Origin of the sequence: Agrobacterium sp. SOY23, from assembly GCF_027212525.1 — a bacterium.
GTDB lineage: Bacteria > Pseudomonadota > Alphaproteobacteria > Rhizobiales > Rhizobiaceae > Agrobacterium > Agrobacterium tumefaciens_I.
The window spans coordinates 638364-655870 of the sequence record NZ_JAPWDT010000002.1 but is presented as its reverse complement, the minus strand read 5'-3'; the positions used below and the strand labels follow the sequence as shown (position 1 = coordinate 655870).

Here is a 17507-nt window from a genome sequence, read left to right as displayed (position 1 = left end):
ACCCTTTCGCCCATGTTTCAAAAGACAGCGAGACGCCCATGACCGCCATCCCTTCCTCCGACATCCTTGACCGCTTCACCGCCATTGTCGGCGAAAAAAATGCGGTTCGTGACCCGGCGGAGATGGCGCCGCGCCTGGTGGAAAATCGCGGGCTTTATCACGGTACTTCGCCGCTGCTGCTCAAGCCCGGTTCCGTCGCGGACGTTGCCGCCATCCTGAAACTCGCCAGCGAAACCGGCACGCCCATCGTGCCGCAGACCGGCAATACCGGCCTTGTGGGCGGCCAGACGCCGCGCGCGGACGGCACCGATATCATCCTGTCGCTGGAGCGCATGAACCGCATCCGCGACATCGACCCCGTTGCCAACACCATCGTGGCGGATGCCGGCTGCATTCTCGACGACATTCACAAGGCAGCCGATTCCGTGGAGCGCATGTTCCCGCTGTCGCTCGGTTCGCAGGGTTCCTGCCGCATCGGCGGCAATCTCGCCACCAATGCCGGCGGCACGGCGGTGCTTGCCTATGGCAATATGCGCCAGCTTTGCCTCGGGCTCGAAGTGGTGCTGCCCACGGGCGAAATCTGGAACGGGCTGCGCCGACTGAAAAAGGACAATACGGGTTACGATCTGCGCGATCTCTTCATCGGTTCCGAAGGCACGCTGGGTGTCATCACCGGCGCGGTTCTGAAGCTGTTCCCCAAGCCACTTGGCCATCAGGTCGCGTTTGCCGGTCTTCGTTCCACCGAAGACGCGCTGAAGCTGTTCGAAATGGCCTCCAATCTCTGCGGCACGGCGCTGACCGGTTTCGAGCTCATGCCGCGAATCGGCGTCGAATTCACCGCCAGACATATTCCCGGCGTGCGCGATCCCCTGGAGCAGCCGCATGACTGGTACACGCTGATCGATATTTCCACCTCCGATTCGGCCGAGACGGCCGATACCATGATGCAATCGCTGCTGGAGCGCGGTTTCGAGGCCGGGTTGGTGGAGGATGCGGTGATCGCTGCTTCCGAAGCCCAGCGTCAGGCGCTGTGGCACATGCGTGAAAGCATGTCGGATGCGCAGAAGCCGGAAGGCGGATCAATCAAGCACGACGTTTCCGTTCCGGTGTCTAAAATACCGGAATTCATGGCGACGGCGGAAAAGGCGGTTCTCGCCGCCATTCCCGGTGCCCGCGTCTGCGCCTTCGGCCACCTCGGCGACGGCAACATCCATTACAACATCTCCCAGCCGGTGGGCGCCGACAAGGCCGAATTCCTCGGCCGCTGGCGGGACATGAACGAGATCGTGCACGGCATCGTGCTGTCGCTCGGCGGTTCCATTTCGGCCGAACATGGCATTGGTCAGTTGAAGCGCGACGAACTGGCCGCCATCCGGCCCGGCATTGAAATGGAGCTGATGCATCGCATCAAGCACGCCTTCGACCCCGCGGGCATCATGAACCCCGGCAAGGTTCTGGTGTCGTAACAGTTCAGCGGAGCAGCTGATAAATACCGGCTTCCCTGCGCTGGCGGGGTGTTTGGGCGGCATCACGCCGCCCATTTTACTTACCCGCAGCTGCGCGCCTCAACGGGCGCATTCCACCAGTTTTCTAACGCCGCCCCATTGCTCAAACTGGGCTTTCCCCTTGGCGGCAATTTCCTCTCGCCACTTTTTTGCATCGACCGTTGGATGCGTCGTTTTACCAGGGAAAATAACGGTTAAGATGGCGACTGGCCCGTTTCTGGTCTTATCGGCGATCCCCGACTTTGCGCGCATCACGCCTCCATAGTTCACCAGCGGATTATTGCCGATATCCTGATGCAGTCGCACCGAGGCCTCGCCAAGATCACCGCCATCGCCATAAACCGCATAGGCAAATTTTCCCGTCGCCGGACGATAGATGACAGCTATGTCGCCGTCCTTCACGCCATACCTGCTCACGAAGCTGCTGGAGAGAACCACGTAGGGAATTTCGTTGGCATCCACCCAATGCCTCTGTGTTCCAACAGGACCGTCTGGAACCGGGACGGAGGTTTCCGTGATGAAGGCTTTTCCAGGAAGGGGATCACCAGCTTTCTGGACGATCGGTCTATTGTTCTCGTCTTTGGAAAATCCAAAAATTCTGATTTTTGAGTAATCACCTGTTGCGACGGCTTTTTTCCAGGCTGCACGGCATTTATCCTGCCAGCCATTCGGATCCGTCTTCGGCGTGGAGCCGACCGCCGTCACACCATCGCAGGTGTAGGATAACCCCTTGCCATCGACGAGATAGGAATTCGGAGCACCGTCAGCATCGACTTTGAGTTCCCTGCTCTTAAACACGATCCCCCCGGCCCCACATGCCGCCTGGGACATCGCCGCCGTCGGCGCGACAAGGGTAATGAAACCGCAAAAAACAGTGACAAGCATCGAAGATTTAGAGACTTCACAGAGCATGCGACCCTCCTTTGAAAAATGGGTCGAGACTGCTCTTTATTCCCTCATAAGTCGAGTATAATCTTATAGTATCGCTTAAGTTTAGTGTTCGCTTAGGCTACCATCTCTTTTGGCAAATTGGGAACCAATGCGCCAAAGGCGCCACTGACCTCAGGCCATGGCCCGCAGCGCCCAGGCGGGCACCATTTCCGCATTCAGCCGGCGCGGCTTTTGCGCGCCGACGAGCTGCGTCAGGCCCATGCCCGATTTGGCGATCGAGACGGCATGTTTCTTCGGCAGAAGATATCCATGCTCCAGCGGCGGAACGCGGCGCAGCACGCGGCTAAAGACATTGCGGCGATGATAACGCGACGGCGAAAAGCGGGCCGGCTGCGCGCAGATCGCCACATATTCGAGAATCTCGTCGATCCAGCCTGCCTGCGGGCGCGCGCCGGGCTCTATCAGCAGCAGCCAGCCGCCGCGGGCGGATTGCACGATCTCCTCGATGTCCCACTGCCCATAAAAACGGCAGCCGGCGGCATCGGCAACGCGCGACGACCCATCGCGCGAACCGTGATCGAGGATCACCACATCGCTTACCAGCCCTTCCACGGCCCCGGTGACGAGCGCAGACAGCGTGTGCGCCAGTTCCGGTTCCTGATCCCGGCATTCCATAATCACTGTCAACATAGGCATAGCTCTAACGCATCGCACAATAAATTGCCACTGCGCTCATCACGGTAAAAACCACCGCCACCCATTCGGACATGGCCTTCTTCAAACAGGATCCGGAGCCTGCCATCTTCGCCGCAGGCTGTGCGGCATGTCACGAATTCACAATTTTGTTCTTGTATTGTTCTCATTCCTGATGTAGGAATTTAATCATTCGGACGGCGAGGAAACGCCCGTCCGCATGGAAACGGTTTAGGGCGTTGAGCGTGCCTCGATGGGTGTGCAGCGTCCTGGGAGCATCCAGATGAGAAACCATACGCTTTCGGGGCAGGCTGCCTTCCAGCCGAGCCATATGCCGGATATTGCCAATGCGCTCGCCGATGCATCCGGCCTGCGCATCGAGATCGACCGCCGTCGTGGCCGCGGCGCCGGGCTGAACCCGGACGGGCGCTTCGAGACCTTGCAGCACGAGGTTTTCGACGATGGCTGGCAGACGCTCGAAGACATGCCGGAATTCCGCACCGAGGTGCAGGTGGAAAAGCCACGCAGCATCATCACCCGCAACGAATCTCCCGATATCCCGTTCGACCGTTCCATCAATCCCTATCGCGGCTGCGAACATGGCTGCATCTACTGTTTCGCAAGGCCTAGCCACAGCTATATGGGGCTTTCGGCCGGGCTCGATTTCGAGTCGAAACTCTTCGCCAAGCCGGATGCGGCAAAGCTTCTGGAACGGGAACTGGCGAAACCGGGCTATAAGCCGCGGGTGATCGCCATCGGCACCAATACCGATCCCTATCAGCCGATCGAGCGCGAATGGCGCATCATGCGGCAGATACTGGAAGTGCTGGCCAAGGCCGATCACCCCGTCGCCATCGTCACCAAATCGGCGCTGATCAAGCGGGATATCGACATTCTGGCGCCCATGGCCAAAAAGGGCCTCGCCAAGGTCGGCATTTCCGTAACTACACTGGACCGGAAACTCGCGCGCAACATGGAACCGCGCGCCGCAACGCCAGAGAAGCGGCTGGAGGCGGTCAAGGCGCTGACGGAAGCCGGCATCCCGGTCGCCGTGATGATGGCGCCCGTCATTCCGGCCCTCAATGATCATGAGATCGAACGCATTCTCGAGGCCGGCAAGGCCGCTGGCGCAACCGAAGCGTCCTACGTGCTGCTGCGCCTGCCGCTTGAGGTGAGCCCGCTCTTTCGCGACTGGTTGCTGCGCAACTATCCGGACCGTTACCGCCATGTCATGTCGCTGGTGCGCTCCATGCGTGACGGCAAGGATTATGACGCGGAATTCGGCAAGCGCATGAAGGGCGCCGGCCCCTATGCCTGGCAGATCGGCCGGCGTTTCGAGATGGCGACCAAAAGGCTCGGCCTTATTCGCCGCGGCATTCACCTGCGCGACGATCTCTTCGTGCCGCCGGGCGGTGCGGGCGTACAATTGTCGCTGCTTTGAAAACGGCCATGGAAAGCGCTCCCTGATCGAAAACCGCCGCATCGGCGTGCCGATATCGGGAAGAACATTATGAGAAGCGCGGCGCTTCGTTTTGGCCGACCACGCTCTCGACGAAATGCCCGGCGGGTTTTCCCTGGCTCGCCGGACATTGCCCCCGGAACCGCCGCCTCGCGTGCGATCATTTTTCCTCCGCCGCCCCGTTGGAGGATCAAAGGTCATGATGACCTTAGGGGCACGGTGAGCCACGCCCCTTGACCCCGGCTCCCCGCGCCTGTCATCGCCCGCTTCCGGGGGCTTGCAGGAGATCGGGTGTGTGTGCGAGTTTCGCCGCATGAAACGCACCACCACACCCGATTCTCCTGCCCTTTTCGATCTTGCCGATACCGGTCCGGATTTCTCCTTCGAACTGGAAGCGAGAAAGAAGGGCCTCTGGCCCGTGGCCGGCACGGATGAGGCAGGCCGGGGGCCGCTCGCCGGCCCGGTGGTTGCGGCAGCCGTCATTCTCGATCCGGATAATATTCCCAAGGGCATGGACGATTCCAAGAAGCTGACCCGGCAGAAGCGGGAAAGCCTTTTTGTGCAGATCATGGAAACCTCGATCGTGTCCGTCGCCTCCTCCGGCCCCAGCCTGATCGACAGCATGAATATTCTGCGCGCCAGCCTTGATGCCATGCGCCGCGCCGTGCTCGGTCTCGAAATCTCCCCTGCCCTCGTGCTGGCCGACGGCCGCGACAGGCCACCGGGCATCGCCTGCGAAGCCAAGGCCGTCATCAAGGGCGATTCCCGCTCCCTCTCCATCGCCGCCGCCTCGATCATCGCCAAGGTGACCCGCGACCGGATGATGGAACGCGCCGGCGTGGTGCACGCCTCCTACGGCTTCGAAGGCCATGCCGGTTACGGCACGCCCGCCCACCTGCGCGCCATCGAAAGCCACGGGCCCTGCCCACTGCATAGAATGAGCTTTCGGCCGCTGAAGCGGGATTGGGTGTGATGATACATATATTTTGCGAACTCCGGCTAACAGTTCACTCTGACGCAAATTACGAAGCAGCAAGACGGACCGGCTCGGATATTCGAGGCAACGGTTATCAGCTATCGGGCGAATAACCTTCTTATCCAGCCTTTGGGAGGCAATGCGGATTTCGCATCGTTTGAATACTTGTTTGTCCAAGCAGGGTCGCCATCAATTATAAAATAGATTATGTCGCTTGGAATCGCGATGAAATCTGGAAGTTGGCTTTCTCCGAGAAAGCTATCGCTCACGACCCGGGCATCGGACGCCGCATAGCCCTTATTTGCCATGAAGCTGGTCATACCGTTCATCACCAATCGTTTGCCATCCGGCATCTCAATTAAAGTGGGGGAGAATCCCATGCGCATCTCTTCGGCACGACTACTCGCCTCGCGAACTACACGCGGGAGCGCTAACTGACTTTCTCGCACTTCAGCAATCTCGCTTCCCAGCCGAAAGCGCATATGATGCTGAACCGGCGCGTCCCGCTGGACGCAAATCATTGCCGTTTCAAAGCGTTCGCGAGTTTGGCTTGTAACCTCACAGGGCGTAACCCGCGAATCCCGGCCGTTGCCATATATATCAGGTGGAGTTGAACCAATCCGGTCAATTATAATAGAAGCACTGGAAGGTATTGAAATCACCTTCTGATTCCATTCAAGAACTAGCGGCAGTCGTTCGGGTTGGACATGAGTCATCCTGTCTGCGCATCCATCAAGATGCCACACTTCATCGCAGGCGCGGCAACGGTAGAGTGCGCCTCGTCGTAAGTGCTTCCAATGCACAAAAGATGCTATCAGTTCGATGTCATCTGGCCGACGTCGCTCATTAGCGTGCCGCCAATTGAACCACACTGACGATCCCGCACCACATGCGTGACAGGTTGGTTTAGCGCCTAGTAGCGATAATCCCTGCACGGCGTCAGGAAAATTCGGCATTGACAGATCCTTTCACTTCGCACTGGTCGCGACGGAACTAGCGGTCGGCAAGCGCTCCGTATAGTCACTGCGCCGCTTCGAGATCATCTACCTGATCTTAATCTAGTCACATAACATCGGTCCAATTTCGCAAAAGAACCATAGCCGCAACAGTAACAGCAGCCAGATGTCAGCGGACACACTCCTGTCCTGTTAAATCGAAGAAAATACATCCACCCTCAATCTGCCTATCAACAACAAGTAGGCTAACGGCCATCGAACGGCTCGGCTCGCAAGTGAAACTGACCGTGGCGACGACCTCCTCGCCAATCAATACCTTCCAGTAGGTCCGCTATGCATGCACGCATGGCAGATATTCAAGAAGCGGACCATTTTCGGAAAGGATGTCAGATATACGAGATTTGGTTCCAAAAATTATATGCTGAGCGTTTGGCGCAAAAATATCATCACCGGCACAAACGCTTGCCCGCTCAAAAACGATCTGCATATTGACTCTCCATGGCCGGATAATGAGACGCTAACCTGCTCGACCGAAACTGAGAATACAGTCTCACTTGCCTTACCGGATATTGGGTTAGTTGAAATGATCGCAGATAGCAAAAAGAGACAATGCGCTAGTCAGAAGGGTACCAATCACCGCTCCCTTCCGAACCCTTCCAATCCACGCTAGCCATAAATGCTGGAGCGATTGAGAGGCGAGGGGTGCCGATTCAGCTTTGGCAACTACAACAAAAACCCCTCACGGCGGGAGCCGGAGGGGTTTTAATCAGTCCGAGATAAATCTCAGTTCAGCTTGGACTTCACTTCACCGATCGTGGCGGTGAAAAGCTTGGCCTTTGCGGCAGCCGTGGTCTTTTCAGCCAAGAGCTTCTCGGAAGCGGCAATGGCGATGTCGACGGCGGCAGCGCGGACGGCGCCGATGGCGTCTTCTTCGGCCTGCTTGATCTTCTGTTCCGAAAGGGCCGTGCGGCGGGCGACAAATTCTTCCGTCTTCTGCTTGGCTTCTTCGGTGAGCGCGGCGGCTTCGCGTTCGGCGGCGGCGACGATGCCGGCGGCTTCCGCTTCAGCTTCCTTGCGCTTGCGCTGATATTCGGCCAGCAGGTGCTGGGCCTCTTCACGCAGACGCTTGGCTTCGGCCAGCTCGTCCTGAATGTTCTGCGCACGCTCGTCCAGAGACTTGGAAAGCATGCCCGGAACCTTGAGATAGGCGATCAGGACGAAGAAAAGGACGAGACCGACGAGAGCGAAAAATGATGCATCAAATGCCATATCAGGCTCCCTTCACGGCAGAAGCGGCGGCGATGGCTGCCTTGACGTCCGTGTCCTTGACCTTGGTGCCGACCAACTGGTCAACGATCGCGGTCGCGGTTTCCTCGGCAATGGCGCCGACATCGGCGAATGCCTGTTCCTTGATGCCCGCAATGCGCTTTTCAGCGGCGGCGAGCTTCTCGGCAAGACCGGCTTCGATCGCGGCGCGGTCGGCATCGGCCTTCGCCTTGGCGGCGTCACGAGCCGCGGCGCCGATGGAGCTTGCCTTGGCGCGGGCTGCCGCGAGTTCTTTTTCATAGGTTTCGACGGCTGCGTCGGCTTCGCTTTTCAGCCGTGCCGCTTCGTCGAGATCCTGTGCGATGCGTCCATGACGGTTTTCGAGAATGCCGCCGACGCGCGGAACGATGACCTTCTGCATGAGCAGGTAGAAAAGGCCGAACGTGATCGCCAGCCACAGGACCTGCGATGCATAAGTAGACTGGTCGAACGGCGGGAAAACGCCGGAAGCACCGTGTTCGGCGCCGTGCGCTACACCGGTTTCCGTGTGCGTGGCTTCCGGTTGCGGCTGACCGACAGCCGGAGTTTCCGTATGCGTTTCACCTACGGTCGGTGCTGACTGGGCATAAGCCTCGGTCACGAACATGCTCACCTCCAGGGGGACTGCAAATGCGAAGGATCACGGCACGCCATTTGCGGGCCGTGATCCGTACCTGATGCTGCTATTAAACAGCGAACAGGAGAAGGAGAGCAACGAGCAGCGAGAAGATGCCCAGAGCTTCCGTAACGGCGAAGCCGAATACCAGACGGCCGAACTGGCTGTCGGCAGCAGAGGGGTTGCGCAGTGCGCCGGACAGGTAATCACCGAAGATACGGCCGAGTGCGAGGGACGTACCAGCCATGCCGAGGCATGCGAGACCTGCGCCGATGTACTTTGCTGCTTCCGCTTCCATGTGAGACTCCTTGAGATATTGGTTGTTGCGGCTGTTTTTGACGCCCGTTGCCGGGGCCAGCGACTTTACTTCTCAGTGACCACCATGCACGGCGTCGTTCAGGTACATGCAAGTCAGTACCGCGAACACATAAGCCTGCAGGAAGGCAACGAGAAATTCGAGAGCGGTCATCGCGACCGTCATGATGAGAGGCAGGACAGCGCCGCCGACGCCGAGCGCGCCGAGCGCACCCATGGAGGCGACGAAGCCTGCGAAAACCTTAAGCGTGATGTGGCCGGCCAGCATGTTCGCGAAAAGACGAACCGAAAGGCTGATCGGGCGCGACAGGAACGAGATCATTTCAATCGACGCGACAAGCGGCAAAAGCGCCTTGGGCACGCCCGAGGGGGCGAAGATGCCGAAGAAGTGCAGGCCGTGCTTGTAAAAACCGTAAACGATGACCGTGCCGATGACGAGGCAGGCAAGCGCGAAGGTGACGATGATCTGGCTGGTGACCGTGAAGAAATACGGGAACATGCCAAGAAGGTTCGCCGTCAGCACGAACATGAACAGCGAAAAGACGAATGGGAAGAAGACCATGCCCTTCTTGCCGGCGCCTTCGCGCAGCATGGAGGCGATGAACTCATAGGACATTTCTGCAACGGACTGCATGCGGGTCGGGATCAGACCGCGGTTCGACGTTGCGAAATAAAGGAAACCGGAAGCGGCGGCCACGGTCGCGACCATGAAAAGCGACGCATTGGTGAAGGAAAAATCGACGCCGCCAATTTCGATCGGAATGATCGGCTGCACCAGGAACTGATGGGTCGGATCGTTTGACACCGGCTGCCCTCTTTACTTGTCGCCGCATGCCGCGGCACCACATCAACTGCCAGAAAAAACAGCCTAAACGCCGCCTTTTCCACCCTCGTCTCGCTTGTCCGCTTTTTCAAGCAGCGGCGGCTTCGCCACCGCGCCCGTCGAGCGCAACACATTCAATACGCCTGCGCAGAAACCGAGAAGAAGAAGAACGATCATCCCCCACGGCGTCGTGCCGACAAAATAGTCCAGAAGATAACCCAGCATAGCGCCGACCACGATGGCCGAAATGAACTCCGATGAGAGCTTCACCGCCATCGCAAAACCTTTCCGGTTTTCCGCAGCGTTGGTCTCCGCCCTCACTTCCGCCTCATCCTCCGCCTTCACCTTTGCCAGTTCTTCGGCAAGGCGCCTGCGACGCTCGTCCAGACTATCGTCACGGTTGCCAGTCATCTTAGAATCCCACCCATTTTCTCCGTTCCAGCCATGCCAGAACCCTTTGGAGTTGTAAACGGTGACGGATTAAGCCTGTTCCAGCCCGCTCTGAAGTCGCGCGCAACATAGTTTTAGGGGCTTCTCTAGTCAAGGCACTGAGGCCGGTTGTTTCAGCACAAATTAATCATGCAAAAACAATAGCTTGACATCAAATCGCGGTTTGGCGGCGATGTTTCCCCAGGGAATCGGCATTTTTGACACGCAAAATGCGGCAAATCGGCGGTGGTATCAGCTCCAGCCGCCACCATAGGTACGGTAAAAGACGTGCAGGCCGATCCTGCCGACCTTCTTCATCGTGCGGCCCCAGGCGGGACGCACATAAACGGCGTGATAATGGGTGGCGGAACCCACCTCCTTCAGCCAGATCTTGCCGGCGGTGGTGGCCATGGCCACTTCGCGCGCCATTTTCCAGTGGCGTTCGGAATTCACCCGGTCCTTGATGTTGTCGCAGGCGAAGGAAAACTGGCAGCGGTTACGCCAGTCCTTGTTCTGATAGACGACGCCGCAGATGGTTTTCGGATAGGCGGGGTTGCGCACGCGGTTGAGGATGACCTGCGCCACCGCCGCCTGGCCCTTCACCGATTCTCCACGCGCCTCGAAATAGATGCCGGAGGCGAGGCATTGCTGTTCGGCGGCGGAAAATACGGCCGCCGGCAACGGGGTCGCCGCCCAGGCGTGATCGTCTTCGGCGATCTGCGGCACGAAACGGCCGGCCTCGGGTTTCTTGAGAATGGCGTCGAAGGGCGACTCGCGGGCGAAATCCGGTTCAGCCGGCGCGTAAGCCGTGGCAAGAATATCCGGCGTACGGTTGGTGACGAGCTCGGCCAGCATCGGTGAGACGCCCTTGTCCACCTTCTTTTCCTCGCGGCGGAAATAGAAGGAGGCAAGTTCCACATCCTTGCCGCGTTTCGGCTTGACGAACGCCGTGCGGTCCTTGCGCTTCAACGGCTCGATATCCAGCATCGAGGTGCGCTGCAATACCGAACCCGCGGTGAAGGCCTTGGGCGGCTGCATGATTTCGGTTGCGACGATGCGGCCTTTCTTGGCGGCGCGGTTCACACGTTCGCTGTCCGGCGTCGTTGCCTCGCCCTTCTTGTTGGTGACGAAGGCGACCTTGCTGCCATTGGGCAGGGTCATGCCGCTGCCATGCAGCGCCGCCTCTCCCGCCGCATCGTTGAAGGTAAGCGAGGCGTTATGCACCGATCCCGCCGGAGAGGCGGTCAGCACCATGCGCCATTGCTCACCGCCATTGTCCAGCCCCGCCAGAAGCGAGGCCAGATCCGCACGCGCGGCAAGAGATGGAAAAACGAGCCAGGCGGCAAGGCCGAGGACGGCGGGCGAGGTCCATTTTGACGCCCACGCCTGAAAGGGCACGGCGGACCGACGACGCATTACACTTTTCGAACGCAAAACCAGCACTCCGAACACCGACAACCATATTCGCTACAGGTGTTCGAGAATCTCTTATTAACCTTGATGCTTGGTTAACGCCACACGCGGATGCGGATTCACGTTAATGTGTGAACATATTCTAATGCGCGGGGCGGTACATCGGGTTTCCATGTGTCGGCCATAATTGTCCCACAGGGCATCGCCACATCTGTCATTGCGGCCTTGAGCCGGAACCCAGCCGACGCGCCTCTCGCGCGGCGAGAAGACTCCCTTCAGCCCAAGGGCTTGGGCTGGCTGGATAGCGGCTCAAGGCCGGTATGACGAAGGAAACAGGAACCCGCGCGCTGCCGGAAGGCTGCCTCTATCAGACGACGACGTGCGAACCCAGCTCCACCACACGGTTGGCCGGAAGGCGGAAATAGTCGGAAGGATCGGCAGCGGTTTCGGCAAGCGCGATGAACAGGCGGTTCTGCCAGCCGGGCATGCCCGACTTCGGATCCGGCACCAGCTTGCGGCGACCGAGATAAAACGAGGTCGACATGATGTCGAACTTGTAGCCGGTGCGTCTCAAATAACCCAGCGCCTGGGTGACGTTCTGGGTTTCCATGAAGCCGAAATGCAGTTCGACCACGACAAAACGTTCGCTCAGCTTCGTCAGCGTATAGCGATCTTCGGGGTGAACGCGCGGCTGGTCCTCGGTGCGGATCGTCAGGATGACGTTCTTGTCGTGCAGCACATGGTTATGCTTGAGATTGTGCAGCAATGCCGCTGGTGCTGCCTCCGGATCGCCGGTGAGGAAGATCGCGGTGCCCGGCACACGCACCGGCGCATGGGCACTTTCCTTTTCCACCGAAGCAACGAAGGCCTTCAACGGCACATCGCCGCGGCGGGTCTTGGCGAAAAGGATTTTCGAGCCGCGCTGCCAGGTGGTCATGATGACGGTGAAGGCAATTGCCAGCAGCACCGGCACATAGCCGCCATCGTGGATCTTCAGCAGGTTCGCGCCGAGGAAGATCAGTTCAAGCGCCAGAAGCGGGGCCAGCACGGCAATTGCCAGCCAGACCGACCATTGCCAGCGTTTGCGCACGAATTCGAAGAACATCAGGCTGGTGACGACCATCGCGCCGGTAACCGAAATACCGTAAGCGGTGGCCAGTGCATCCGAGCTCTTGAAGGTGAGCACCAGCGCCACGACGCCGAACAGCAGGATGGTGTTGACGGCCGGCAGGTAAATCTGCCCGGTATTGGTTTCAGACGTAAAGAGGATTTCCATGCGCGGCAGATAGCCGAGATGGATCGCCTGGCGCACCAGCGAAAACGCGCCGGTGATGACCGCCTGGCTGGCGATGATGGTGGCGGCGGTGGCGAGAATGACGGCCGGCAGGATCGCCCATTGCGGGAACATCAGGTAGAAGGGATTGGACATGGCCGCCGGGTCTTTCAGCACCAGCGCGCCCTGCCCGAGATAGTTCAGCGTCAAGGCCGGGAAAACCAGACAGAACCACGCCCACTGGATGGGACGGCGGCCGAAGTGGCCGAGGTCTGCGTAAAGCGCTTCGGCCCCGGTGATCGTCAGGAAGACTGCGCCGAGCACGACGATGCCGTAGAAGCCTTCATTCGCCAGAAACTCGACGGCATGCCAGGGATTGAAAGCAAAGAGAATGCTGAAATCGTCGGCGATGTGGATAAGGCCCGCCAGGCCCATGACGATGAACCAGACCGCAGTGATCGGCCCGAAGAACTTCGCTACCGTGCCCGTGCCGTGAGACTGAATGGCAAAGAGGCCGATGAGAATGCCAACGGAAATCGGAATGATGAAGGCGTCCATTTCCGGCGTGACGAGCTTCAGGCCTTCCACCGCCGAAAGCACTGACAGTGCCGGGGTGATCATGGCGTCGCCCAGAAACAGGGCCGCACCGATGAGGCCGAGGACGATGAGAACGCCGCGATGGGTGCCAGCCGTCTTCATCAGCAGCGCCAGCAGCGACAGCGTGCCGCCTTCGCCGTCATTGTCGGCGCGCAGCAGCAGGGTGATATATTTGAAGGTGACGATGATCGTCAAAGACCAGATCATCAGCGACGTGAGGCCGATGACTTCTTCCTGCGTCACGCCGTCATAGGCGATCGGCCTCAGGGCCTCGCGGAAGGCGTAGAGCGGGCTGGTGCCGATATCGCCGTAGACAACGCCGATGGAACCAAGGATCGCGGCATAAAGCCCCTTGTTCCTGTGCTCGTCATCCGCATCCGGTTTCTCGGCAACATCCTTGTCAGCGATCTGGGACATGATGATCCTGGCTCCTCAGAGCCAGCCCTTCCAACGAAAAAAGAGAAACGGGATGATGGCGGACATCAGCATGATGACGAGCGCAAGCGGATAACCGAATGTCCAGTTCAACTCCGGCATGAGCTGAAAGTTCATTCCATAAACGGAGGCCACCAGCGTCGGCGGCAGGAACACCACCGAAGCGATGGAAAAAATCTTGATGATGCTGTTCTGCTCGATGTTGATGATACCAAGCGAGGCGTCCAGCAGGAAGGTCAGATTGCCGGAAACGAAGGAGGCATGTTCGTTCAGCGACTGGATATCGCGCCCGATCGACTTGCCCTGTTCCTTGGCCCCCCTATCATCGCGAGCCTGATCGCTGGTGGAGAGGAAGGTCTGTAGCCGCGCCAGCGATGCGAGGCTGACGCGGACCTTCGAGATCAGCCGGTGATAGGCGGCGATATTGGTCAGGCGGTCTTCGAGATAGCGCGGCGCCTTGCGTTTGGAACGAGCCTGACTGCCGAGAATGTCGGCGGCGAGATTGTCGATGCCGGCGACCGAATTTTCGAGAATTTCCGCCGTGCGGTCGACGATGGTTTCGAGCAGTTTCAAAAGCAGCGCCGTGCCGCTGCGCATCTCGTGCGGCGTGCGGGTGATGGCGGCAATGAAGAGGTGGAAGGATTTCGGCTCGGCATAACGGATCGTCACCAGGCGCTTGCCGACCAGAATGAAGGCGACATCGGTAAGGCCCGGATCGTCCGAATCCGCCTTCCACACCAGAGAGGCGGTCATGAAGACATTGCCGTCTTCCATATAGAGGCGGCTGGAAGGCTCGATGTCCTTCAGGTCTTCGCGCGTCGGCAGTTCCACGCCCAGCAGCTTTTCCACACGCTGCTCTTCCGCCCTGTCCGGATTGACGAGATCGATCCAGACGATGTCGTCGGGAATCGGTCCGGAGCCGTCGTCTGTCGACAGGCTGATCGCCTCGCAATTGGCGCGATAGGCTTTTATCAATCCGTTTCTCCGCTCCACATCGCAGGCTTGCCGCAATGCTGCTTAACATATCCTGTTTGCGGTCGGCAAACCTTTGGACGACACTTCAGGGCACTCCGGAACGCGCAGGACATCATGTCCCGCCAGCCCGATGGACCGAGAGCCAAACGGCGCAGGCGTATGCGCCCAAAGCGAGACGCAATCAAGCAATATTTTTTCGTGACAGCCTTGCAGGCAAAGCATTTCTGGAGCTCAACCCCGCGAGAAATGCCCGATACTTTACGATTAATCTTCTGTTTTCAAAAGATTATTCGAAACGGGCAGACGCCTGTCCGGTTTTATGCGGACAGGCAGCGCATTATTCGAAAACGATTCTCGGCGCGGCTTTTCTCTCGCCCGCGCCGATGCGGGCCCAGACTTTTTCGGCAATATCGCGATAGATCGCGGCCTGCGGGCCATCCGGCTCGGCGACGACGACCGGCGTTCCGGCATCCGACATCTCGCGAATGGAGATGGTGAGCGGCACTTCGCCGAGGAACGGCACGCCAATCCTCTCCGCTTCGGCTTTGGCGCCGCCATGGCCGAAAATATCGTAGCGCGCGCCGGTATCCGGCGCGATGAAATAGCTCATATTCTCGATGACGCCGAGCAGCGGCACCTCCACCTTGCGGAACATGGTGATGCCCTTGCGCGCATCAAGCAGCGCCAGGTCCTGCGGCGTGGAAACGATGACCGCACCGGCAAGCGGCACTTGCTGCGCGATGGTGAGCTGCGCGTCACCCGTGCCGGGCGGCATGTCGAGCACCAGTACATCCAGCTCGCCCCAGGCCACTTCGCGCAGCATCTGCATCAGCGCGGACTGCACCATCGGCCCGCGCCAGATCATCGCGGCTTCCTCATCCACCAGAAATCCCATGGACATGACCTTCAGCCCGTAATTTTCCATGGGAAGGATGATGCGGTCTTCCTGCTGCTGCGGACGGCCGGAAATCTTCAGGAGCCGAGGCAGCGAAGGGCCGTAAATATCGGCATCGAGCATGCCGACCTTGAGGCCGAGCGTCTGCAGGCCAAGCGCCAGATTGACGGCCGTCGTCGATTTGCCGACCCCGCCCTTGCCCGAGGCCACGGCGATGATGGCGCGGACGCCCGGTACACCGACCTTGGATGAGCCGGGTTGCGTGGCCGGCCGGCCGGTTGCCGCGGCGGGACGTGCGGGTGCGGGCTGCTGCTGGCCGGGCTTGCGATCGGCGGTCAGCGCGACGACCGCGCCGGCAATGCCTTCCACGCTTTTGGCCGCCCGTTCGGCCGCAAGCCTCAGCGGTTCCATTTCGGAGGCCTTGTCGGCCGGCACGGTGATCGAGAAATAGGCTTTCGCGTCGGAGATGAAGATTTCCGAGACCATGCCGAGCGCCACGATGTTCTTGCCGCTGCCGGGATAGATGACGGCTTCCAACGCCTTTTCGACCTGGTTCTTGCTGACCTCTGCCATAATTTTACTCCGCTATATCATCCGGCCGGATACGGGCTTCATTCCGCGCCATCCATAGACAAGCCGGAGCGCTTCGCCAATGCCAAAGCGTCAAGGTGAAGCGCTCGCGACGATTTAACGCTGCGATTTCAGATTTCGTCGTCCATCGCCAGCGTTTCCGGGTCGAAGACACGACCGTCGAAAAAACAGTCGGGGCCGAGCACGAGGCCCGTGCGCGACGCGCCGACATGCACCGGTTCCCTGAGTGTGCCTTCCAGCTTCAGGTTCGCGCCCGGCACCGGCACGAAAAGCGGCTTCATGGCCTTGCGGAAAATATCCGGCCGGTAGGCATTGCGCGCAGCCTCCATGACATCCGCATCGAACCGGCTTTCGGCGGGAATTTCGCCCCAGCGCAACATCTGGCTGAAGAACCAGAGAGCCTGGCTCTGCCAGGGGAAATTGGCGGCCTTCGCACTCGTCACGAAAAACTCAGGGTAACGCCGCATGTCCCGCTGCGAGGTGGAAATATAGCCCGTCAGCGCCGGCAGCAGGAACTCACCGTTTTCGTCCATATATTGAGGGGCGGCGAGGATGCCGGCCAGTTCCTCGATATTGGCGGCATTGGCGCACCATTCGCCGGCGCGGTAAAGCGCGCGCAGCAGCCCTTCCAGCAGGGTGGCCTTCTCCTCCGCCCAGCCTCTTTTTACCGCCAGTATCTTTTCCGGCGCATTATGCCAGATCAACGCCCCGGTGGTGACGATGCGTCCGGCGCCACCCAGCACCACGGCGCTGCCGGACGGTTCGGCGGTACAGAGCGCGTCGACCTTGCCGCTTTCCATCAGCCCCGGCATCGCCTTCGGCAGGGCTTCGACGATTTCCATGTCCCGGCCGAGCAGCACGCCACAGCTTCCGAGCAGATAACGCAGGGCATAAAACGGCGTGGAGACGATATCCTCGACCGCAAAGACCGGCGGATTTGCGCCCGCCGCCCGACGTGCGGCGCAGACGCGGGCCATTGCCCGTCCAAAGGCCGCCGGATCCGGCAGCTTCATCCCTTCGCGGTAAAGCTCGTCGTAAAATCCGTGCGAAACGGTCGTTGCCGACCCGCCAAGGGAAAGCGTGAAAACGCCGACAATATCGGCCGGCAGGTCATCGAGCCCGACGGCGGACCCCACCGGAACCGGAGCCGGCAAATGTGCGATATGAACGCCGTCCTCGGCAAGTGCGGTAAGCACCGCGCGCGCGGACTGCATTCGGAAAAGGTCCAGTTCTATGCCTTCATCGGCAGCAAAGCCTTTTTCGGCAGCGGCTATCAGCACGGCGCAATCGATAGTCGGAGAAAATCCCGCTTTTACCCTATGCCGTTCCGGCAAACGATTTCTCCTTTCCGGTGATTCGA

The 17507-nt window shown here is 59.6% G+C and carries 16 protein-coding genes; 3 read left to right on the top strand and 13 right to left on the bottom strand.

The features are described 5' to 3' along the window. Positions 1 to 38: 38 nt before the first annotated feature. Positions 39 to 1466, top strand: a complete 1428-nt coding sequence (locus O3S81_RS08345) for an FAD-binding oxidoreductase (protein ID WP_269342237.1) — start codon at positions 39 to 41, stop codon at positions 1464 to 1466. Between the two features lie 99 nt (positions 1467 to 1565). Here O3S81_RS08345 and O3S81_RS08340 read toward each other — a convergent pair whose 3' ends face one another. Together O3S81_RS08340 and O3S81_RS08335 are read right to left on the bottom strand one after the other, a co-directional pair. Continuing rightward, a complete protein-coding gene (locus O3S81_RS08340) occupies positions 1566 to 2417 on the bottom strand; it encodes a glycoside hydrolase family 75 protein (protein WP_269342236.1) in 852 nt (283 codons plus the stop codon). A gap of 150 nt (positions 2418 to 2567) precedes the next feature. Further along, positions 2568 to 3086, bottom strand: coding sequence for a glycosyl transferase (locus O3S81_RS08335; protein ID WP_269342235.1), 519 nt, complete (start codon positions 3084 to 3086; stop codon positions 2568 to 2570). Positions 3087 to 3372: 286 nt separating this feature from the next. On the opposite strand from O3S81_RS08335, the gene O3S81_RS08330 reads away from it, so the two are divergent. Continuing rightward, positions 3373 to 4530 (top strand): PA0069 family radical SAM protein, encoded by a 1158-nt coding sequence (locus O3S81_RS08330; protein ID WP_269342233.1) that lies wholly within the window; start codon positions 3373 to 3375, stop codon positions 4528 to 4530. Between the two features lie 331 nt (positions 4531 to 4861). Further along, positions 4862 to 5521 (top strand): ribonuclease HII, encoded by a 660-nt coding sequence (locus tag O3S81_RS08325; protein WP_269342231.1) that lies wholly within the window; start codon positions 4862 to 4864, stop codon positions 5519 to 5521. A 101-nt stretch (positions 5522 to 5622) separates the two neighbouring features. Here the strand turns inward: O3S81_RS08325 and O3S81_RS08320 are convergent, their stop codons facing one another. The 11 genes from O3S81_RS08320 to O3S81_RS08270 all read right to left on the bottom strand — a co-directional run bounded on the left by O3S81_RS08320 (position 5623) and on the right by O3S81_RS08270 (position 17481). Then, positions 5623 to 6240, bottom strand: coding sequence for a hypothetical protein (locus O3S81_RS08320; RefSeq protein WP_269342229.1), 618 nt, complete (start codon positions 6238 to 6240; stop codon positions 5623 to 5625). Positions 6241 to 7263: 1023 nt separating this feature from the next. After that, complete coding sequence (locus O3S81_RS08315) at positions 7264 to 7749, bottom strand: F0F1 ATP synthase subunit B (protein ID WP_004440269.1); 486 nt, start codon at positions 7747 to 7749, stop codon at positions 7264 to 7266. A 1-nt stretch (position 7750) separates the two neighbouring features. Then, a complete protein-coding gene (locus tag O3S81_RS08310) occupies positions 7751 to 8392 on the bottom strand; it encodes a F0F1 ATP synthase subunit B (protein ID WP_269342227.1) in 642 nt (213 codons plus the stop codon). 79 nt (positions 8393 to 8471) lie between these two features. Beyond that, positions 8472 to 8699 carry a F0F1 ATP synthase subunit C gene (locus O3S81_RS08305; RefSeq protein ID WP_003494147.1) on the bottom strand — a complete coding sequence of 76 codons (228 nt, stop codon included), beginning with the start codon at positions 8697 to 8699 and terminating at the stop codon, positions 8472 to 8474. Between the two features lie 72 nt (positions 8700 to 8771). Beyond that, the gene (locus O3S81_RS08300) at positions 8772 to 9521 is read right to left on the bottom strand and encodes a F0F1 ATP synthase subunit A (protein ID WP_269342220.1); all 750 of its coding nucleotides are present in this window, start codon (positions 9519 to 9521) and stop codon (positions 8772 to 8774) included. A 63-nt stretch (positions 9522 to 9584) separates the two neighbouring features. Beyond that, positions 9585 to 9950, bottom strand: coding sequence for an AtpZ/AtpI family protein (locus O3S81_RS08295; protein ID WP_269342218.1), 366 nt, complete (start codon positions 9948 to 9950; stop codon positions 9585 to 9587). Positions 9951 to 10220: 270 nt separating this feature from the next. Further along, positions 10221 to 11384 carry a cell wall hydrolase gene (locus O3S81_RS08290; RefSeq protein WP_269342217.1) on the bottom strand — a complete coding sequence of 388 codons (1164 nt, stop codon included), beginning with the start codon at positions 11382 to 11384 and terminating at the stop codon, positions 10221 to 10223. A gap of 364 nt (positions 11385 to 11748) precedes the next feature. Beyond that, complete coding sequence (locus O3S81_RS08285; protein WP_269342216.1) at positions 11749 to 13668, bottom strand: potassium transporter Kup; 1920 nt, start codon at positions 13666 to 13668, stop codon at positions 11749 to 11751. A 15-nt stretch (positions 13669 to 13683) separates the two neighbouring features. Then, positions 13684 to 14661, bottom strand: a complete 978-nt coding sequence (locus O3S81_RS08280) for a magnesium transporter CorA family protein (protein WP_269342215.1) — start codon at positions 14659 to 14661, stop codon at positions 13684 to 13686. Positions 14662 to 14998: 337 nt separating this feature from the next. Further along, positions 14999 to 16129 carry an Mrp/NBP35 family ATP-binding protein gene (locus O3S81_RS08275; RefSeq protein WP_269342213.1) on the bottom strand — a complete coding sequence of 377 codons (1131 nt, stop codon included), beginning with the start codon at positions 16127 to 16129 and terminating at the stop codon, positions 14999 to 15001. Positions 16130 to 16257: 128 nt separating this feature from the next. Beyond that, the gene (locus O3S81_RS08270) at positions 16258 to 17481 is read right to left on the bottom strand and encodes a CmpA/NrtA family ABC transporter substrate-binding protein (protein ID WP_269342211.1); all 1224 of its coding nucleotides are present in this window, start codon (positions 17479 to 17481) and stop codon (positions 16258 to 16260) included. Positions 17482 to 17507: the final 26 nt, after the last annotated feature.